Source organism: Leisingera thetidis (assembly GCF_025857195.1).
In the GTDB taxonomy this organism is placed as follows: domain Bacteria; phylum Pseudomonadota; class Alphaproteobacteria; order Rhodobacterales; family Rhodobacteraceae; genus Leisingera; species Leisingera thetidis.
The window spans coordinates 1-20,264 of record NZ_CP109793.1 but is presented as its reverse complement, the minus strand read 5'-3'; the positions used below and the strand labels follow the sequence as shown (position 1 = coordinate 20,264).

The window sequence follows — 20,264 nt, the reverse complement described above, 5'->3', positions numbered from 1 at the left end:
AGGAGCGGGCCATGTCATCACAGAACAGTGTCAGGCTGCGTTTCCTCGGGGCCACCGGAACAGTCACCGGCTCCCGCTACCTGATCGAATCCGGGCGCCAGCGGGTGCTGATCGATTGCGGCCTCTATCAGGGCTACAAGCATCTCAGGAGGCGCAACCGCAAGCCATTCCCGGTCCGCCCCGGATCCATCACCGCCATCCTGCTGACGCATGCCCATCTCGATCATTCCGGCTACCTTCCGGCTCTGATCCGCTCGGGCTGCCAGGCATCGGTCTACTGCACCCCGCCGACCCGCGACCTTTGCGGGCTGCTGCTGCCGGACAGCGGCCGCCTGCAGGAGGAAGAGGCGCAGCATGCGCGGCGCAAAGGCTATTCCAAGCACAAGCGCCCGGCTCCGCTCTACACTGAAGCAGACGCCCGGGCGGCGCTGCGCCGGTTCCGGGCCCACCCCTTCGGCAAGCAACTGGATCTCGGCGGCGGCCTGAGCGCCGAATTCATCCGGGCGGGCCACCTGCTGGGGGCTGGTCAGATCCGGGTCAGGGCTGGCGGCAAGACGGTGCATTTCAGCGGCGACCTCGGCCAGGACCGCGATCCGCTGATGCCGCCGCCGGAACCTTTTGCAGGCGCCGATGTGCTGGTCTGCGAGTCGACCTACGGCGACCGCCTGCACCCTGCCATTTCCCCAGAAGACGAACTGGCTGGTATCCTGGCCCCGTTCCTGAAGCAGAAGGGCATCGTGCTGATCCCCGCCTTTGCCGTCGGCCGCGCGCAGGGCATCATATACTTGCTCTCCCGCCTGATGACGGCTGGCCGCATTCCGCGGGTTCCCGTATTCCTCGACAGCCCGATGGCGACGGATGCCACGGACATTTATGCCCGCCACTGCGCCGAGCACCGGATTGCCCAGCAGGACTGCGCGGCGGTGTTCCAGCTCCCTGTCCGGATCAATTCAGTAGCTCAGTCCAGGGAACTGAACACGCGCGAAGGCCCGATGGTCATCATCTCGGCCAGCGGCATGATCACCGGCGGGCGCATCCTGCATCACGTGGTGAACTTCGGCCGCCGCCTTCGGACCATGATTGTGCTTTCCGGCTATCAGGCGGGCGGCACTCGCGGCGCCTCTCTGGCCGCAGGCGAGCGCCGCCTGCGCATATTCGGGCAGGACTACCACATCAGTGCCCAGGTCGCCCAGCTCCAGACCTTCTCGGGCCATGCCGACGCCGATGAGCTGCTGCGCTGGATGGCTTCTGGCCCGGCGCCTGCCATGACATATCTGACGCATGGCGAGCCCGAAGCCTCTGACGCGCTCCGGCGGCGTCTCGCGCATGAACTGGGCCGCCCGTCGCGGGTGCCCGAACACCTGGAAGTCATCCGCATCGGAAACCCGGCCTGACCCGGCTGCACCCGCTGCAGCGCGTCTTGCCTGGCACCCCGTCGACCTCAGCCAGGGATTGCCAACTTATTTTCGGATGATTGAAAAGTTGTGGGACCCTTGTCAATCAGGCGGCTATTTCAGTCGCATAGGTATTCCAGAGGTCGAAAGCATCGGTCCTGGCGTGGAGGTAAGAGATGGTGGAGAGTCGATAGCGGCGGGGGCGGAAGATCGTGTTGATTTGATCGTGAGCGGCGAGGAACCTCTGGGATTGCCCGGGTGACTTGAAGCGGCCCATCAACTTCTCGCGTATCCGGGTTGGCCTGTGCGATCCCTCAATCCGGTTGTTCAGGCCCTTGTGCGCACGATGATCGGCACCCAATGCAAGGTCCTGGATCGGCTTGAAATAGCTGCGCAACTTGTCCGTGATCATGACACGCGCCTCACCGAACCGGTTGATCAGCCTTGCCAGAAACCGCCTTGCAGCCTTGGCGTTCCTCTGCGGCTGAACGAAAATGTCCAGCACGTTGCCGCTCGCGTCGATCGCCCGCCAGAGCCAGTATTTCCGGCCGCAGATCGGGATGACCACCTCATCGAGATGCCATTTGTCGGCTGCACCGGGCCTGTCTCGCCGGATGCAATCGGCAAAATGGTGGCCAAAGCGGTTCAACCGTTGCCGGATTGTTTCCCGACTGACCAGCACGCACGTGCGGCGAGGAGATGCTCGACATCGGCAGTGCTGAGCGCAAAGCGATGGTAGACCCAGACGGCATAGGCGCTGATCTCGCGCGGGAAACGAAAACCCTTCATGCGTGAGGCGTAACCAGTTCAGAACGCGCAAAGAAGTTGGCAATCACGCCAGCATCCACGATGCCGACAGACAGACCAGCATCGGCCATGGCAACGGCGATGTTCGCGGTGACGGTGGATTTGCCTACGCCGCCCTTGCCGCTGCTGATGGGGATCATGCGGGGGAGTGAGGTTTGTTCACGTTGCGCCATGACGGTCTTCTTCATTCTGTGCGCCGAACGCCGGACCACGATAACTGCCACACAGCTTGTCGATATCAGCGGTTGCCAACTGCACCGCCATGCAAGCGCAATAGGCCGTGCCCCCTGAGGTCCCAAAGTGGCTGCAGTCCCGGCAAGTGCCAAACGCGGGCACACCCCTTTGGCCAGCCAGCGCGGAGGCCAGTCTCGACAGCGTGTCAAGAAACCGATCGCGCTCTGCAGTTTCCAATTGCTTGATCACGCCTACTAGATCGCGGAGCGGATCGTAGGCCAGCATCTCATAGGCCGTTTCGGTCAAGTCGAAGCACACGCTGCGGCCGTCTCTCTCCGAGCGCCGCCGCGTAATCAGACCCCGGCTCTCGAGCGACTTGATGATCTGAGAGGCTGTGCCCCGCGTCGTCGCCTGGAAGCTGGCGAAGCTCGATGGGGTGCGCGTGCTGCCATTGGCACGCGCAAAGAAGCGTAAGCAGGTCCACTGCGCTGCTGTTAGTTCGGAGCGCCCATCTTCGATCCTTGTCGACCGGCCGACATGGGTTAGCAGTTCCGCAATGCGATCCGGTGTCTGGAACTCATCAATCATGCCATACTGGTATCGAATCTAAACTATTTTGACAATAGCGATGCGGTTATAATAGTATCGTTTCAAAATCAAATGACGGTAACCTATGGACAAGCATATACGGAACTGGGGAAGCCGCGCGCACCGCGTACGTAGTACGGACATGCTGACTGCGGACGAGGAGCGCTATCTGGTCCGAGCCTGGCAGGAACATGGCGACAGCCGCGCGCGCGACAGGTTGATCAACGCTTTCGCGCCCATGGCTGCATCAGTTGCAAAGCGGTTTAAGCCGGGTTCCGGAGAGGCCGACCCGGATTTGGTCCAGCAGGCAAACATTGGACTGTTGAAAGCCGCAGATCGCTTTGATCCTGATCGCGAAAATCGCTTCGCGACCTATGCGGTCTGGTGGGTGCGTGCGGAGGTGCAAGCCTACAAAAGGGCGAACATGTCTATTGTCAAGCCGCCCAATTCCCCGCAAATGCGCAGGGCGGCCGTACAAATTGCGGCCCTTGATGCGGAGACGGCAGCCAATCCCCGGATCGACCGCGCGGAAGCCGACGCGCGGCTCGCCGCTTCGCTTGGCGTCGACGCCAAGCGGGTGGATGAGTTGCGAGCACAAGTCACGAGACGGGACCACTCCCTGAATGTCCCCACCTTCGGTGATGAGAGCGAGGATCGTATCGCCCTCCTGGTCGATCCGGAAAGTCTCCAAGATCCGGCTCCCCTGCAGAGGTTGGAGACAGCGGTGCTGCGCCGCAAGCTCGTCGAATTGCTATCCGCCTTGCCAGATCGTGAACGCGACATCGTCGTCGCGACGCAGCTCCACGACCCTCCTGCAACCTTGGAAAGTCTCAGTACGCGATACGGTATTTCGAGGGAACGCGTCCGGCAGCTGCGCGAACGTGGTTTCGAGAAATTGCGGAAGGCCATGCGCCAACGAGACCTGACGCCGAAGAGCTTCTTGTAGGGGGATTGCCAACTTGTTTGCAGAGCGGTGCCTGGTCAGGCGTTGAGTATGAATATACCGTCCGCCATGCCCCGCCTGAAAGGCTACCGTTTTCCTCGTGAGGTCGTGGCATATGCCGTCTGGGTCTACCATCGCTTCGCGCTCAGCACTGCGGATGTCGAGGATCTTCTCGCCGCTCGGGGTATGATGGTCAGCCGGGAAACGATCGGGAAATGGGTAAACCGTTTGGGGGGTCCACTTCGCCGGTTGCATCAGGCGTGACAGACCGGTCGCAGCCGACAAATGGCATCTCGATGAGGTCGTCATCCCGATCTGCGGCCGGAAATACTGGCTCTGGCGGGCGATCGACGCGAGCGGCAACGTGCTGGACATTTTCGTTCAGCCGCAGAGGAACGCCAAGGCTGCAAGGCGGTTTCTGGCAAGGCTGATCAACCGGTTCGGTGAGGCGCGTGTCATGATCACGGACAAGTTGCGCAGCTATTTCAAGCCGATCCAGGACCTTGCATTGGGTGCCGATCATCGTGCGCACAAGGGCCTGAACAACCGGATTGAGGGATCGCACAGGCCAACCCGGATACGCGAGAAGTTGATGGGCCGCTTCAAGTCACCCGGGCAATCCCAGAGGTTCCTCGCCGCTCACGATCAAATCAACACGATCTTCCGCCCCCGCCGCTATCGACTCTCCACCATCTCTTACCTCCACGCCAGGACCGATGCTTTCGACCTCTGGAATACCTATGCGACTGAAATAGCCGCCTGATTGACAAGGGTCCCACAACTTTTCAATCATCCGAAAATAAGTTGGCAATCCCAGACAAAGGGATACGCGCTTGCATCCCCGGCCGAAAGTCTTCCTCTCAGCCATCGCCCTCGCAGCAACCGTCATCTACTGGTTATGATTCCTGATCCTAGGCCGGCATCCACATTACAACTTCGATGTCTCCGCGGCGCCCCCGGATCTTGACCGGCTTCGTCACATCCGGCCGGGGCAGGTCTGCCGCCGTCCGGCCTGCACGCGACAGCAGGCGGGACGACGCGGTGATCGCCGCCCCATGCGCTTTTCCGACCTCCATGAGACGGCTGGCCACATTCACGCAATCGCCGGAGGCCGAAATCTGCTGCTGCCGTTCATGACCCAGCCGCGACAGGATGATTGGGCCGCAATGCACCCCCACCCGCATTCCCTTCAGGCTTGCGCATTCCGGCGAATCCGCAATCCAGGACCGGATACGGCTTGCCAGGCCGAAGCTTGCCCGCAGCGCCTGCTCCGCATCCTCCGCCCCCGGGTCCGGAATGCCAAAGCCGATCATGGCGCCGTCGCCCATGAAATCCAGCACAACGCCGCCCAGCCGGTCGGCTTCCTCCACGACAAGCTGGTGAAACTCCTTCAGCAGGTCGCGGGTCGCGGCCGGCCCGAGGCGCTCGGAGGTGCCGGTAAACCCGCCCAGATCGACGAACATGATCGCGGCGTCCTGCGCGCGCGGCGATTTGAGAAAACCCGGATCATCCGCAATCCGGCGGGACAGAGCCGGAGCGTGAAACAGGCCCAGGGCCTGCCGGGCCATCACCTGCAGCTTGGCCTGTCTCCGGTCGAACATCTGGCGCACCAGAACCAGGCACAAAACCGGCGGCACCGCACCGGCAAGCGGCAGCGCCAGGCTGAACCAGTAGCCATTGCCGAAGAGGAGCGCGGCCGCAGCAGCCCAACCCGCCAGCAGGCCCAGGAAAACCGTGCTTCCCGCCGCCAGCGGCAGCAGCGATACCGCCAGAACGCCGCAGGCCGCCAGCGCCAGCGTGGCCGCCGCATCCAGCCGCCGCACCCGGCCGTCGCGCACCAGCTGAGAGCCGTGCAGCAAATTGGCAATGCCGGTCGCCAGAATCTCGACCCCCGGCATGACCTGGTCAAAGGGCACGCTGAAACGGTCGCCGACCGCAGTTGCCGTCGCCCCCAGCAGCACCAGCTGCCCGTCCAGGCCGGCTTCCGCCCCGTCCAAGAGCGCCTGCGCGCTGACTGTCCTGACCGTGCCGCGCGCCCCGTAGTACCGGAGCGGCAGATGCCAGGCGATGTCCATCGGCCGGACCTCCCCCGCCACCCGCGCGCCGCCTGGCACCAGCGGCACGGCATCGCCGAGGAACAGCGAAACCGCCTGCAGGACAAAGGACGGGGAAAGGCCTTCACTAGTTTCGAACACCAATGGCAGGTGCCGCGGCGTGCCGCCTGCATCGGCCGAGATATTGGCAAGCCCCACCGAGGCGGCGGCGGCAAACTCCGGCCGCGGCCTGATTTCACCGGAGGTCTTCGGCACCGCCGGCCGGTCGGCTTCGTCCGGGCCGAACAGCCCGGCTGACGCGATCACCGCCGGAAGGCTCTCCAATGCCCGCGCCAGCTCGCCGTCAGCTTCGGTCCCGTCGGCCAGCAGCAGGTCCAGCGCCACCACCCTGGCGCCGCCCGCTGCAATCGCGCGGACCAGCTCCGCCAGCGCCCTGCGGCTGACAGGGTATCCGCCGGCCGCCGCCACGGTGGTATCATCCAGCGCAACAACCGTCACGTCCCGGGGCGCGGGGCGCGGCCCGGCGATCAGCAGCCGCCAGTCGGCGAACACCGCCTCGGCCCGGTCTAGGGCGCTGGCGCGCGCCGCGATATGGTGAACCCCCAGCAGCCCGGCCCAGGCCCAGGCCGCGATCACCGCCGCCGCTGCAGCCCAAAGCGGCAGCCGCGACTTCATCGCCCAAAGCGCATCAGGAGTGCCGAAACCTTCTCAGCGGGCCATTGCTTCACCTCCATCGGCGTTCCCGCCGACACCGTGACCCCGTCGCCCCCGCCCAGCTCCACCGGATCGCTGCCATCCAGGCGGCGTACTTCGACCAGCCCTTCAACGACGAAAACCGCCGTGCCGGCTGCAGTGACGTCCACAACGAACAGGGTGCCGCGCGCCGAAACGATGGCGTGCGGGGTCATGATCTGAAATGGCCCCTTGCCGGGCGGCAGCGTGACCAACACGCCCCGGCTGGTCACATCGACCGACACGGGCGGCGCCTGCAGGGCCGGCAGCCGGAATCCGGATGCGCCTGCGCCCGGGGCTTCCGCCTCAATGACCAGCCCGTTCGCGCAGCTCAGAATGACCCGCGGCGGATCGCTCGCTTCGGTTGTTTGGCAGGACCCGCCCTGCTGGCCCACAGCTGCGCTGCTCACCGCAACGGCAGCAGCCAGAACACTGGCAAAAATCAGAAACGCTTTCCTCAACATGCACCCCCCGCGTTTTCGCCAAGACCGCTTCAGCATGATGATCAGATACCCATAATGGCCTAGTTTTAGGGGATGACCAAATGAAATGCGGAATCGCCGGATTTCCGGCGCCAAACGCGGATTGTGACGACCATGACGGAGGAAAGCCTCGCCGCCAAAGCTGCGCTGCTGGCACAAAGCGCCCTGTTTGCCGGGCTCGACAGGACGGTGCTGCACGGCCTGGCCGCCCGCGCGCATCTGCGCCGGCATGAGGCCGGCGCGCAGATCTTCCGCTGCGGCTCGCCAGGCGACAGCATGATGGCGATCGCCCGCGGCACCGTACGGATCAGCGCGATGGCGCCCACCGCACGCGATGTCGTCCTGACCGATCTCAACCAGGGCGACGTCTTCGGCGAAATCGCCCTGCTGGACGGCGGCGGGCGCAGCGCAGACGCGCATGCCCTGACCAATTGCACGCTGCTCATTCTCGAACGGCACGCCTTTCTGCAAGTCCTGCAGACCGCTCCGGACCTAGCCGTCAGGCTGATCGAACTGCTGTGCGCGCGGATGCGCCGCTCGGACGAACGGATGATGGAAATCGCCTTTCTCCAGCTGCCGCCCCGGCTGGCCCGGACCCTGCTGCGCCTGGCGTCCGGCGGCGGCGCCAGGCCGGCAAAACGGCTGGCCCAGTCGCAATCCGAGATCGCAGACATGATCGGCGGATCGCGGGAGAACGTGAACCGCTGCCTGCGCAAATGGCAGAAGGCGGGATTGATCGGCCTGGCTGACGGCTGGATCATCCTTCTGGACCCGGCCGGGCTGGCAAGAATTGCCGCGGCGGGCTGACGCCCTTCTCCGCATATGCCCGCGCTGTGACGCGCGTCACAGGCCCGCGGCCGCCAAGGGGCTAGACTGCGGACCCGGCGGCCTCCTGTACCGCAGAGCGGTCAGCCGCCGGCGGAAGGAGCCCGGTCATGTGGATTCAGCACAAAGTCAAGGAAGGCGAAACGCTCGAGGATATTGCAAAGAAGTACAAGGTCAAGGACCTGAAAGTCCTCCTCCAGCACCCCAAGAACAAACCCGCGGCGGCGGCGTACCGGAAAAAGCAGCCGCTCAAGAAAGGCATGGTCGTGCATACGCCGGACCCAAAGGCGAAATGCTATGTCATGAAGGTCGGCAACAAGCAGTACCCGCTGTCCGAAAAGGAATGGAAGCAGTCCACAGCGGCGCTGAACAGGGCCATGGACCTGAGCCTGAAGCGGATGAAGCGGGAGCTGGACAGCGCCAAATACCGGCACAAAATGCAAAACGATCTGGACGACGAGCATTTTATCATCTCGTTTCTGATCAGATCCGGCGACGGCCCGGTGGCCTTGCAGGCGATGGCCAACGGCGCTGTCGCCAACCTGGAAAAAACCGTCAAAAGGCGGGATTACAAGCACTTCGAATTCAGCATGAAGCTTGCTGAAAAGCAGATCAACATGTACCGCACCGGTCTCGGCAACTGGCTCAGTGATGTGGTTGGCACCGCCGAAGGCTGGAAAACCGGCCTTTCCCTCGTGCGAGACATCAATTTCGTCATATTCGGCGCCGCGGCGATGACCCTTGCCGCTCCGGCCACCGCTGTGGCGACAGTTGCCTGGGGCACCGGAATCGGCGCCGGCACGGCGGTCGTTGCCGAGAGTGCAAACCAGATCGGCAAGGTAATCGCTGGCGACCCGGTGACCAACAAGAGCTCAGCAAAGGCTATCGGCAAAGCCATGCTCCGGGGCGGAATCGCCGGCGGTGCGGGCGCAACTATAGCGAGGTTCATCAGCGGATATGTCGCTCCCAAACTGGCTGAATACATCCTCCGCAACAGAGTCGCAGCAAGATTGGCGACGAGGCTGATCTCGAAATCGCCCCTGATACCTAAATTGACCGACCGCCTCTTGGAGCAGGAGATTAAAGCGCTTGGCGAGAACGTGGTGAAGCGGTTTTCCTCGCAAGCTTACAAGGAACTCGCCAGCAAAGTCCTGGTCAAGCTGTTCGTGCGGTCTGGCGTCAGCGGAACCAGCAAAATTCTCCAAAAGATCCTGCTGTCTGACAGCAGTCGCAGACCTGTTCACGTGTATCTCGAACAGAATGCCACCACGCTCAAAGGGAAAATGGACCAGAAAAAACTTGGGGAACGCATTGCCAAGTTACTGCAGCGCGATCCGGTAACTGATATGGCCTTCGAGACCTTCTGCAGAAGCAACGTGAAGAAAATCGAGGGCGAACTGCGCGCCGAGGTCAGGAAGGGGCTGAAGGCCAAGACCTGGGAATGACCGTTCCCAGGCATTGCAGGCCGGTCACGGCGTTCCGCCGGAATGGCCGGCCATCATTAGGCTCCCTCAGCCGCGGGCGCGGTCCTCTGCACCGTCACCCGAATTGCGAGCAGTGGGGCGAGATCTTGGCGTAATTCGATGCGGTGTCGATCGACAGGCTCTTGACGGCGACCTTGTAGAACGGCCCGTCATCGATTTCCTTGTAGGCATCGATCGCCACCTTCCGGGCGGCTTTCGCCTCGGCCTGGGCAAAGGCGTCATAGTCGTCCTTGTACTTGCGCAGCATCGCATCGGTGTGTTTCTGCAGGATCTTCTGGCAGGCGGAATTCATCGCCTTGACGCCCTTGACGCAGATCTTCTGGTGCTCCTCCTCATGCGCCTTGACCAGGGAAAAGCACTTGGATTTCTTATCTATGGCTTTGCTCAGGTAGATCTGGCCGGTGTAGCGGATCGACAGGGTGACCGAAGACAGGCCGACGGCTTTCTTGGTCTTCCCGTCCATATCCCATTCGAAACTGGCGTTCATCAGCTTCAAATCCGGCGAGTGCTTTCCGAACAGGACGCCTTTCTCCCCCTTCCTCATCTTTTGCAGCTTGGCATGATCAATGATCGTGACCTTCGCCTTGGCCTGAATGTCGGTATCGATAAAGTATTTGGTCTTAGCCATCGGGGCGCTCCGCAATAAAGGCCCAGCCGGGGCCGGTATGACTTGCTGCCATGCGGCCCCCGGGCGGCGGGCCATGCGAACCCGCAACCGCCGCCAGGGCCCGTTGATGAAATCTTAGCCCGGATGATTGGGCTGGCAAAGCGGACAGGCCCCGGTCCCAGGCGCTGAAGCGTCCGTGCCGGTCAGTCCGCCGGGTTCTGAACGGTCCCCGGCAGGAAAACCGGGCCGGGCCTCTGACCGCTCAGGCTCGCCTGCACGGCCTCCCGCAAGGCCTCGCTGCGGTCCAGCAGCTTGCGGAACTCCGTCTCGCGCAGTTCCAGCAGCACAGACGGGACGATGGCGCGGGCCTGCGCCTGGGCCAAGCGGGCACCGGGGGTCAGCAGAGCGGCATGGCCGAACATGTCGCCCCGCCCCAGCCGGGTCACCCGGCCCGCCCGCCTGAGCTCCAGCGCGCCGGAGGCGATGAAATGGACGCTCCCGCCGCCGGCGCCCTGGCCCGGCAGCTGGCCGCCCGCATTGACATGGACGGTCTTCAGGCTGCGCAGCAGCTGCCGGCGGCTGCGCCGGTCCAGCGCTTCGAAGAAGGGGAAGCCTGCGGATCAGCTCGGCGCGCTGCACCGCCACGTCCAGCCGCGGGCGGCTGTCCAGCTGCGCCCGGCGGGCAAGCAAGTCCTGCAGCAGGGCCGTCAGAACTTCGGTGCCGATCAGCCCGTCTTCATGCAGGGTCCGGTACTCGCGCTCCTCAAACCGCAGCGCCGCGCGCCGGATGAACAGCCGCTCCAGCTCTTCGGCATAGCCGGGATACTGCAGCCGCAGCCCCTCCAGGGCCGCCTCCAGCGCTTCCGACCGCCGGGCCAGCATCCCGTGCAGCAGCTGGGCCACGCGTTTGCCGTGGATCCGGCGGATGCGGCTGTCGACAAAGGCATCGAGGTCGCCAAGAATGACCCGCTGCGCCAGCATGTATTCAAACCGGTCCGCCGTCAGCCTGCCCAGCAGCACCGGCACCCGCAGGCGGTTGTGCAGCGCCAGCGCCAGGCGGAAGCCGCGGCCATAGGCCAGCATGCCCCGCGCCCGCCTGCGGTAGCCGGAGCGGCCCTGGGGTCCGGACGGCTTCGATCAGCCGGTCGGCGCCGGTGATCAGCTGCTCCGTCACGCGGGCGGAAATCAGCCGCTCCCGCAGCTGGCGCAGCGCCGCTTCGCGCTCCGCCGCGGCCAGCGAAATCAGCCCCAGCTTGACCCGGTCCTTGTCCAGAATGCCGGTGGTTTCCTCCGCCGCCCGCACCGCCTCGTCCAGCCAGGTGCCGAACTGCTTGGCCTCGTCGCGCACGGTTTCATGGTTCAGCCGGTAGCTTTGGGTGACGCCGGCCACCTCTTCGCGCACGGTCTGCAGCGCGACCGCAACCGCCTGCTGCGACAGCGCCGCATCAAAGGCAGAGAGCCGGTCCAGCCCGAGCTGGCCGACCACCCAGCGCAGGGTCGTGCCCTGAACAAGCAGGGTGAACAGGACGAAGCCGGTGGCGAGAATGCCGACAAGGCGCTTGGTCTCATGCGGGATCAGAGCGTTTTCGGTCACCGCCAGCGCCAGCGCCAGCGTCAGCGCCCCTCGCAGGCCGCCCCACAGGATGGCTGCGCGGTAGCTGCGGTCGATGGCGGGCGACAGCCGCGACCAGCTCAGCGCCGGCATCAGCACAAACAGGATCAGCGCGCGGGCCGCGATGGCGGCCGCAATCACCACCAGGATCAGGCCGAAATCCGCCAGCCGGATTTCCTGCAGCAGGCGCGGAATGAACAGCGCCGCCAGCACAAAGATCATCGCCCCCGCCCAATGCGCCAGCAAGTCCCAGCTCTCGCACAGCTTGGTCCAAGCCTGCGGCGTCAGCCGCCCCGGCGCCGCCAGATGCAGTGACAGCCCCGCCGCCACCACCGCAATGACCCCGGAGGCGCCCAGCACCTGCTCGGCAATGACATAGGCCAGATAGGGCAAGGCGACCGAAACCGACAGTTGCGCCAGGATGAAATCCGCAAACAGGCTCATGACCCAGACCGCAGCTCTTGTTGCCAGCCAGCCGGTCAGCGCGCCGCCCAGGATCAGCATTGGAAAGCCCGCCAGCGCCTCCTGCATCGAGGGGTCGGGAACGCCGACCATCACGAAGCCGAGGAACAGGCCAAACAGCGCAATTGCCGCCGCATCGTTCAGCAGGCTTTCGCCTTCGACGATCCGGGTCAGGCGCTGGGGCGCGGCAATCGAGCGGAAGATAGTGACCACCGCCGACGGGTCGGTGGTCGAGACGATGGAGCCGATCAGCAGGCAGGCGGTCAGCGGCAGGCTGCTTACCCAGTGCAGCGAATAGCCCACCAGCCCGGTCGCCGCCACAACGGCGATCACCGCCAGAACGATGATGGGCACGCCGTCGCCGACCATCTCGCGCAGGTCCATTCCGATGGTGGCCTGGAACAGCAGGGTCGGCAGGAAAACATAGATAAAGATCTCGGCCTGGATCGGCAGCCCCAGGATCGCCTCCGCCACGGGATTGAGCGCATCGGTCAGTTCGGTGCGCAAAAAGAAGCTGGCGCCAAGGCCAGCACGATGCCGATCACGGCAATGATGGCGCTGTACGGCAGCCGCAGCCGCGCGGCCAAAGGCTCCGCCGTGCCGATCAGGAAAAACAGCACGGCAATGAAGGAGATGACAACCCAGGTATCCATAATCTGCCGATAGCGGTTTTCAGAAGGCGAAGGAACGCAATAGTGCAGCCCCACTGCCCGGCCGCATAAACCCGCCATTGCGGCGGCTTGGGAATTCGCAGCCAAATCCGGTGCTGTTGGGCAGCTGCGGCGCTCCGGCCCGCAAACCCGCTCAGGCCGCGCCGCTCAGGGACGCCCGCCAGACGCGGAAACGCCCCTGCCCCGTCACCTCCTGCACCAGGTTCTTCGCCTCGAACCAGGCAATGTTCCTTTGCACAGCGGCGCGGCTGGCGCCGCTCAGTTCTTCGGCCAGCGGGGCTGTTACCAGCGGCCAGCTGCGGAACACCTCGATCAATCGCGGCGGTGTGCGGCCCGACAGGGATTTGGCGCGGCTGCGGGCGTCGCTCTCCCACTGGTCCAGCTGATCCAGATGCCGCATTGCCCGGAGAACTCCCTGGTCCACCGCCTGCAGCCAGCGGTGCAGCCGCTCCTGCGGCTCGCCGCCGCCGCGCAGCCCGCCTGCCCCGCTCATCAGCACCGGCGCAAACAGGGCGCCGCCCTGCCCTTCGCCGGCCGACATGCGCGCAGCGATCACCGCGCCCTCCAGAACGTCGCCCTCCGGCCCGATCCCCGCCATCCGCCAGAGGTGAAAGGCAAAGCACGCGCGGACGATCGGATGCAGGGCGGATGCGGTTTTCATGATGGCATTCCACCCGGCGATCCTGTCGGACAAGGGATCTTCACCCGGGGCGTCATGGCGGCCCAGAAACCCGGCAATATCCGCCCCCGGGCCGGGGCCGCCCGACAGGCGGCGGAACGCCCAGGCGGTGCGCTGCAGCGCCGCGGTATCATCGCCGGCCGCGCTGACCCGCATCGCCTGCCACAGCCCCAGCCTGTCGGGGGAGATCCGGTCGCCGGACAGCCAGCTGAGCCCGGACGCCTCGAAAAGCGCCAGCCTGTGGCGCCAGCCTTCGGGCCCGCGCCGCAACCGCTCATCCAGCGCCCCGAACCGCGCCGCCGTCTGCGCCAGATGCAGCGCCTCCGCCGCCTGCGCCTGTTGCCACTTGGCGACCTGCGCCCGCTCATCCGGCTCGGCGCGCGGCAGCGGCGGCAGAAAGTCCGGCTCCTCCTCCGGCGGTCCGGGCAGGAACCACAGGTCCTCCTCCCCCGGTTTCACCATCATAGGGGCCTTTTCCGGCATCTGTGCCGCTGCCTTTGGTTTCAGATAGGGTCCGGATCATATGTGCAAATTGTAGTCATTTTGCACATTACTCAAGCGATTTCGTCTTTCCCGGCGGGCCTCCGCGCGAGAACTGCGCTCAGCGCCACTGCACCCGCCCCTGCCGCACCGTCCGGAACAAGGAAACAAGAAGGACAACGGGCAACCGGGGCGAATGGCTAAAAATCGCACTCGCCTTCAAACCTCCATTTAATAGTGACATATTAAATTGAAAATTACTCCGGATCAGGCAAACTTGTGAACGATCGCCAATAGACAGCTTCAAGAATCCACCATGCCCTTCATCGGCTATGCCCGTGTCTCTACCGATGACCAGTCCACCGCCGCCCAGGCTGAAGATCTCCGGGCTGCAGGTTGCGCACGGGTGCATCAGGAACAGGCGTCCGGCGGCGACCGGACGCGACCGGTCCTGAACCGACTTTTTGAAACGCTCCGCCCAGGTGATACGTTGGTAGTCGTTCGTCTGGACCGGCTTGCCCGCTCGCTCTCCCACTTGCTGGAGGTGGTCGAGGGGCTGGAGGCCAAAGGCGTCCACTTCAAGTCCCTGCGCGACCCGGTCGACACCTCCAGCCCACAGGGGAAATTCACCCTCCAGGTGCTGGGCGCCGCGGCAGAACTGGAACGCGCGCTGATCCGGGAGCGCACCTTGGTTGGTCTAAAATCGGCGCGGGCGAAGGGCCGGATCGGTGGCAATCCCGGACTGCGCAGCAAGGACCCCGGCGCCCTCCGTAAAGTACAGGCTGCCCGCGATGAGGCCCTGTTCCGGCGGCTGGAGGAAAGCGCGCAGGACTGGGTTCCTGAAGTGCGCCGCCTGCGGCCCGATCTGCCGTGGGAGAACGTGGTTGGGATCATCAATGCCCGGCTTCCATCCGGCTCGCGGCAATGGTCGCGGGATAGACTGATCCGAGCGGCAAAACGCTATGTCCGCGAAGGTTTCCTGGAAAGCCATGTCCTTGAGCGCGCCCGGCGCAGGGGAGCCCGATGACCGGCTGATGACGATTGTTGCCGCTATTGCAGGCTCGGCTCCGGACATCACGCTGCAGCAGATTGCAGACCGGCTGGAGGCCATGCGCGAGCGGACACCACGTGGGCGGGCAAAATGGTCTGTGTCTTCCGTCAAGATGCTGCTGGACCGGGCCAAGACCCAGGGCCTGTTTCCGGCCGAGCTGCCCGAATAGGATGAGCCGGAAACACAGGATGCCCCCCTGCCCTAGACCTTGGGAACCTGTCCTGTCGAATTTGTTCCAAAAGAGATCTTGCTGAAAGTTTTAGCTTCATAACTGTAGTCATATGCGGCAATTCGGTTGTGTTGGTAACTAGGTGTTCAGTCCGGATATCTGGTGGATCGGATCGGCAATGAAACTGTCTGGTTCTGAAGTCCAGACTTTGCAGTTGTATTGGTAGGGCTTGAGCCCGCTAAGGCTCTTGAGCCTTTGGGCGAAGTTAAAAGCGGCCATGAAATCGGCGAAGAAGGTGAGAAGTTGATCGTGGTTGTCGCAGTGGAAGCGTTTGACGATGGCGTCCTTGATTGTTCGGTTCATCCGCTCGACTTGACCATTTGTCCACGGATGGTTGGGTTTGGTCTGCCGATACTCGCTCGCATTCGCTTCGCACACTATGTCAAAGCGCATATGCCGGGAACTGATCGTGTTGTGGCTACGGTCTGGTCGGCGAACTAAACCCAGTTGTCGGTCAGGATCGCGTGGATCCGGTAAGGGGTCACCCCCAATAGGTGTTCCAAGGTTTCACATTCCGTCCGCTTGACGGCTTTCTCGTCCAGTTGGGCGGCCGTTTACTTGTTGGTCTTGCCGATAGCAATGAAGAGATGGAGCTTATCCTCGGCGGTCTGTAATATCTGCGATGTCCATGTGAAAGAAGCCGATGGCGTAAAGATTAATGCGCTGACGCTTGGGATTGTCCTCTTCGACATCCGGTAGCCGTGAGATGCCATTCTGCTGAAGGTAGTGGTGCAGCGCTGACCGGGTCAGGTGCGGGATCGAGGGCTGGAAGGCGTATAGACAATCATCCATAGGAAGGAGCGTGCGCCGACGGAAAGCTACCACCATAGCCTCCTAAGTCTCGTTGAGAACGGTCGAGCGAGGTTCCTTGGGATCGGTCTTGCGATCGTTTTATTGCAGCTCGAATAGGCGTGCTTAGTCGTGGCGCCGCTGTGACGAACTTGTCCCTTAGTGCTTCCTTCCCTTCCACAGAATGGATCGCACTATCAAGTTGTGGGATTAAACATCTAGCTAAACAAAGTCGCTTTCAAGCGACCTGAATGCTGTCACGTGAGTGTGTAGATATCGACTGAATTTACGTCACACCGCCTTTCCGGTTTACCCGGGTAAACCCTTTTGTGGACTTACCGTACCTGAGACAGAGTGTTGTAGCGGTTTTTACTTCCTAAGCTCTGAAGCGGCAAAATCTGAAAGTCGAGTAATGAATGCCGTTTGACTAGATTGCGGAACGCATCAATCTACCTCGCTAAGGTGTTACTAGCCTGAGGGACAACCGACCTGAACAGGTCTGAGGTAGTGTCTTCGAAGAATCCCCATTCACTCAATTTTGTAGGCAGGGCAAACCGGAATGTTATTGATGGTTTACCCGGGTAAACCATCAAGGGATGAACAGTTGCCTACTTTCTTGGTAAGGTTCTGGATCAACCGAACTGGATCGAAGCGGCCAGTTGCAGAACCGTTAGTAAGGCTTCGCAAATAGGCGCCAGGAGATCGAATGTTCTTGTGCATTTCTGTCATAGCCAAAAGAGTCAAAGTCAAGCCTCCCTGCCCCAATTCCCGCTCAGCGCTGTCCAATACGTTTCGGCTCAACCCAAGCATTGGTGCGAGAAATCGCGACAACTGATGCAAATCTACCCAATTCCGTACTGGTGACTGTGCGAAACTTAGAGCCTCGGGACAAGCTGCTAAGACGTCAGCCATAGTGAGCGAAAGTACATCCTTGTGGCCTGTCTTAGTTTTTTTTGCTTTGCTAAGTGTTTCAGCTTCGACCTTGGACTCTTCAGATTCAATTATTTTCTGTATTGATCTCTGATGGTGGCGGACATTTTGACTGTCATCGGGGGACAAAACTTCAGCCTCAAGCAGATCTTCGCCAGCAGACACGGACTCGGAGCAGGGCGGAGGAGGGGTATCATCCGAGGGTGTGAACCGCCCAATGAGGGCTTCCAGTTCAACACGGTTTAGGCGGCGGCGAAGTGCGAGGCGGATGATGTTGTCTTCTTCCGAACCAATGGGCCACTGTCGCCGCAGCGTGGAAAGGCGGTCGCGCAGCAGGCGGACGCGCATGGCCTCTTCTTCGGCCTCTGCCGCAAGCGCTGCGATCTCCCTAGCGCGTTCTAGAAGCGGACCCAGATCAAAGCCATAGGCCTGCAAAATGCTGCCGTCGCGAGCGCGGTGCACATAGCGTTTGCCGTTGGGGGATTGAGTTCGGCGCAGAAGGCCGACCTCGAGCAACCGGGCAATCTGGCGTCGCATTGTGCGCTCTCCCATGCAATTGGCTCGCTCGCAAAGCTTTTCGTTCGAGGCAAACACCACCCAGGTGCCGGTTGCCCCGCGCTCGCGGACGAAAGAGACCAACGCTTGCAGTAGGCTGAAATGCCGGTCCTTGAGGTTGAAGGTGTCCTTGGCTGCTTTGAGATTAGTAATCACGTCCCAAAACATTTGCCGTGGATCGCCGCCGTCCAGGCATGGGAGATCGGCCGGGGAAGGGACCCCGGTTGCCGGAATAAGCTGTTTGAATGCCATCTGCTCTTCACGAGGGACCAGGAAGCCACACCTTATCCTTCCTGTACCCTGCCTAACGGCAATTTTTGGCACAAGTTACCTGTCAACCGGATGGGTTGTTGTTGACAGTTCAGAAGAGAGCGGGGTACATCTTAGGTGCAAACATAGATGGGGCTCTCTGGGATTACGGTCTTGGGGAGCTTCTCTTTTTTGGTCTCCTGTATTGTGCCTCCTTGCTGGTGTTGCCTGTTATGCCTCGGGCGCCCTTTTCAGGACGCCTGTTCCTCTTGCCACTGCGCATGCAGGCGCAGCAGGGCTTCTTCTCCGTGCCAGTCAAGCCATTCAGAGAATTCCTGTTGTTTCGGGTGTGTCCGCAGAATGGTGCGTCCTCCGGTCGTAAGAACCTCCCCAATCTTGGCGCCGCCTTCCGGTGCGCGCACGGCCCGTGCCGGTTTCGGGGCAGGGGCTTCGGGTTTCTTCGGCGCCAGTTGCGCCTCCACTCTCCGGGCAAAAGCGTCGAACCGCTTGGCCGACTCCAGCTTGGCATCTGCCTCGGTCACCGGCACAGTGGCCGGGTTGATTTCATGATCCAGTACTTTCTCCGCCAGCGCGTGCCAACGTTTCCAGCCAACACCCGGTGCTTCGCCAATCCACTCGATCACATTGCGCGGGATCGCCTGGCGCACCTTGCGCATGTGCGACAGGTGGCTCTTGCTTACCGCTAGCGCTTCGCGGATCACCGCGGGGGCGTATCCGGCTTCTTCTAAGTCACCCGCAAACACGGCCTTTTCGATGAAGGAAGGATCCTTGCGGTGGTTATTCTCCTGGCCCTGGGCAAGGATCGCTTCCTCATCCGACAGGGTGCGCACCAGTGCTTTGACCGGGATACCCAGCTGCTTGATCGCGGCGAGGCGGCGGCGGCCGTAGACGACCTGGTAGCGTCCGCTCAGCCGCGGATGCGGCCTGAGCAGGATCGGCACTTGCTGGCCGTGCTGGCCGATGCTTTGCTTCAGCTCCTCTAGATCGTTGCCGTCCAGCTGGAACCGGTCGCGCATGCCGGTATCCTCGATCTGCTCCGGATCGATCTCCTGCACACTGCGCTGCGCGGTTGAGCGGATGTCATTTTCCAGGGCTGCTACGGGACCGCGGCGGAAGGCTTGAGGAATGGGCGCCTCGCGGGCGGCTTCGACAGGATCGCGTTCAGCCGGGGAGACCGCTTCCTCAGCCTCGGCGCCGAATTCGGCCATCAGCCCTTCAAAGACGTTTTTGCGCGCCATCAACTTCTCCCCCAGGCCGCCTGAACAGCGGTTTCGAATTCATCCGCCACGTGGTTTACTGATTCCATCGCTCGCTCCAGCGTGGCGCGGTTCATTTCGGCTCTATTGGCTTCGTAGAGCGTTTTTTGTGACAGGCCCGCATCGGAAACTGCAGTGGACTTCAGGAACGGTTCCGTCATCAGCCGCTGCCCGAAATGCATCCGGAGGAATGATGCCATCTGCGATTGCGGCATGTCCGAAGGTTCGTAGCGGCACAGGAGATAACGCTGGAAATCATAGTCCAGCCGCTGATCGTTGCGCTGCACCACTTTGAGAAGTGAGGTGGCCATTGTGAGATACTGGCTGAGGCTGGCCACGTCGATCATATTCGGGATCACGGTGATCAAAAGGCCGGTGGCGGCCACTAGCGCCGACATGGTGAGAAAGCCCAGCTGCGGCGGACAGTCGATGAACACCACGTCATAGCGGTCCTCGACCTGGTCGATCGCCGCCTTCAGCCTAAGGTAGAAGGGCGGCTGTATGCCCTTACGAATCGCATGTGGGGTCTCTGTCTCGTATTCTGACAGGATCAGCCCGCCAGGCGCCAGGTCGAGGTTCTGGAAGTAGGTCTTTCGGACTACATCTTCCATCGGGGCCGGATCCTGGTACCGCACGGCGTCATAGATTGTGCCGGAATCTGTCAGATCGAGTTCGGGGTGCAGACCCAGCATAGTGGTAAGCGACGCCTGCGGGTCCATGTCAACTGCCAGGACCCTATACCCCTTGAGCGCGAAGCGCTGCGCAAGATGAACGGCGCTGGTTGTCTTAGCCGAGCCGCCTTTGAAGGTCGAAACCGCAATCACCTGCAAATGGTCGCTACCTACCCGGCCGGGCAGGAACTGCAGCGGGTCCTTTGCTGTCCGCGCCATCGCTAGGCGGATCTCCTGAATGTTTTTGCCGGTATAGAGCCTGTGCCCGCGCCCGTCTGTATTCACATCGGGAATCTTGCCGTCGAAATGCAGCTTGCGCAGATGCGACTGGCTCAGACCGAGCAGCGTGGCCACTTCACCCGAAGTGAACGGTCTAAGCTCTTTCTTCGCTTCCGGAGCGAAGACGTTGCGCATATGCTTGTCCAAGGACTGGCGCAGCCGAGCTTCATCCTTAAGCAGATCGTCAAAGACATCTGCCCCTGGCGGCATCCCAATAGCGGGTTCGATTTGTGCCGTCAT

Annotated in this window: 12 protein-coding genes and 6 pseudogenes; 6 read left to right on the top strand and 12 right to left on the bottom strand. The window is 62.4% G+C overall.

The window, feature by feature from the left end:
• Positions 1-11 precede the first annotated feature (11 nt).
• Positions 12-1,394 (top strand): MBL fold metallo-hydrolase RNA specificity domain-containing protein, encoded by a 1,383-nt coding sequence (locus OKQ63_RS25400; protein ID WP_264214741.1) that lies wholly within the window; start codon positions 12-14, stop codon positions 1,392-1,394.
• Between the two features lie 106 nt (positions 1,395-1,500).
• On the opposite strand, the pseudogene OKQ63_RS25395 reads toward OKQ63_RS25400, so the two are convergent.
• The 3 genes and pseudogenes from OKQ63_RS25395 to OKQ63_RS25385 form a co-directional block, all read right to left on the bottom strand.
• Positions 1,501-2,183, bottom strand: a pseudogene (locus OKQ63_RS25395) (IS6 family transposase).
• A 44-nt stretch (positions 2,184-2,227) separates the two neighbouring features.
• Positions 2,228-2,338: pseudogene (locus OKQ63_RS25390) on the bottom strand (P-loop NTPase); the annotation flags it as partial.
• 22 nt (positions 2,339-2,360) lie between these two features.
• A complete protein-coding gene (locus tag OKQ63_RS25385) occupies positions 2,361-2,963 on the bottom strand; it encodes a MarR family winged helix-turn-helix transcriptional regulator (protein WP_264214740.1) in 603 nt (200 codons plus the stop codon).
• 142 nt (positions 2,964-3,105) lie between these two features.
• On the opposite strand from OKQ63_RS25385, the gene OKQ63_RS25380 reads away from it, so the two are divergent.
• Both OKQ63_RS25380 and OKQ63_RS25375 read left to right on the top strand, forming a co-directional pair.
• Positions 3,106-3,909 carry a sigma-70 family RNA polymerase sigma factor gene (locus OKQ63_RS25380; RefSeq protein WP_264214739.1) on the top strand — a complete coding sequence of 268 codons (804 nt, stop codon included), beginning with the start codon at positions 3,106-3,108 and terminating at the stop codon, positions 3,907-3,909.
• Between the two features lie 48 nt (positions 3,910-3,957).
• Positions 3,958-4,669: pseudogene (locus tag OKQ63_RS25375) on the top strand (IS6 family transposase).
• Positions 4,670-4,817: 148 nt separating this feature from the next.
• Here OKQ63_RS25375 and OKQ63_RS25370 read toward each other — a convergent pair.
• Positions 4,818-6,635, bottom strand: a complete 1,818-nt coding sequence (locus tag OKQ63_RS25370; protein WP_264214738.1) for a CHASE2 domain-containing protein — start codon at positions 6,633-6,635, stop codon at positions 4,818-4,820.
• Entirely contained in the window at positions 6,632-7,156 is a 525-nt protein-coding gene (locus tag OKQ63_RS25365) for a FecR domain-containing protein (RefSeq protein WP_264214737.1), read from the bottom strand. The genes OKQ63_RS25370 and OKQ63_RS25365 overlap by 4 nt, the downstream gene beginning before the upstream one ends.
• A 132-nt stretch (positions 7,157-7,288) precedes the next feature.
• On the opposite strand from OKQ63_RS25365, the gene OKQ63_RS25360 reads away from it, so the two are divergent.
• Together OKQ63_RS25360 and OKQ63_RS25355 are read left to right on the top strand one after the other, a co-directional pair.
• Positions 7,289-7,981, top strand: coding sequence for a Crp/Fnr family transcriptional regulator (locus OKQ63_RS25360; protein WP_027233715.1), 693 nt, complete (start codon positions 7,289-7,291; stop codon positions 7,979-7,981).
• Between the two features lie 128 nt (positions 7,982-8,109).
• Positions 8,110-9,444, top strand: a complete 1,335-nt coding sequence (locus OKQ63_RS25355) for a LysM peptidoglycan-binding domain-containing protein (RefSeq protein WP_264214736.1) — start codon at positions 8,110-8,112, stop codon at positions 9,442-9,444.
• A 94-nt stretch (positions 9,445-9,538) separates the two neighbouring features.
• On the opposite strand, the gene OKQ63_RS25350 is transcribed toward OKQ63_RS25355, so the two are convergent.
• The 3 genes and pseudogenes from OKQ63_RS25350 to OKQ63_RS25340 all read right to left on the bottom strand — a co-directional run bounded on the left by OKQ63_RS25350 (position 9,539) and on the right by OKQ63_RS25340 (position 13,979).
• Positions 9,539-10,111 (bottom strand): hypothetical protein, encoded by a 573-nt coding sequence (locus tag OKQ63_RS25350; protein WP_264214735.1) that lies wholly within the window; start codon positions 10,109-10,111, stop codon positions 9,539-9,541.
• 182 nt (positions 10,112-10,293) lie between these two features.
• Positions 10,294-12,817, bottom strand: a pseudogene (locus OKQ63_RS25345) (cation:proton antiporter domain-containing protein).
• 151 nt (positions 12,818-12,968) lie between these two features.
• On the bottom strand, positions 12,969-13,979 hold the full coding sequence (locus OKQ63_RS25340) for a hypothetical protein (RefSeq protein WP_264214734.1): 1,011 nt from the start codon (positions 13,977-13,979) through the stop codon (positions 12,969-12,971).
• 331 nt (positions 13,980-14,310) lie between these two features.
• On the opposite strand from OKQ63_RS25340, the pseudogene OKQ63_RS25335 reads away from it, so the two are divergent.
• Positions 14,311-15,214 (top strand): annotated as a pseudogene (locus OKQ63_RS25335) (recombinase family protein).
• A 138-nt stretch (positions 15,215-15,352) separates the two neighbouring features.
• Here OKQ63_RS25335 and OKQ63_RS25330 read toward each other — a convergent pair.
• The 4 genes and pseudogenes from OKQ63_RS25330 to repA form a co-directional block, all read right to left on the bottom strand.
• A pseudogene (locus OKQ63_RS25330) lies at positions 15,353-16,162 on the bottom strand (integrase core domain-containing protein); the annotation flags it as partial.
• 474 nt (positions 16,163-16,636) lie between these two features.
• Positions 16,637-17,800 (bottom strand): plasmid replication protein RepC, encoded by a 1,164-nt coding sequence (gene repC, locus OKQ63_RS25325; RefSeq protein WP_264214733.1) that lies wholly within the window; start codon positions 17,798-17,800, stop codon positions 16,637-16,639.
• Between the two features lie 248 nt (positions 17,801-18,048).
• A complete protein-coding gene (gene repB / locus OKQ63_RS25320) occupies positions 18,049-19,056 on the bottom strand; it encodes a plasmid partitioning protein RepB (RefSeq protein WP_264214732.1) in 1,008 nt (335 codons plus the stop codon).
• Positions 19,056-20,264: a plasmid partitioning protein RepA gene (gene repA, locus OKQ63_RS25315; RefSeq protein ID WP_264214731.1), complete on the bottom strand. Its 1,209-nt coding sequence runs from the start codon at positions 20,262-20,264 to the stop codon at positions 19,056-19,058. The genes repB and repA overlap by 1 nt, the downstream gene beginning before the upstream one ends.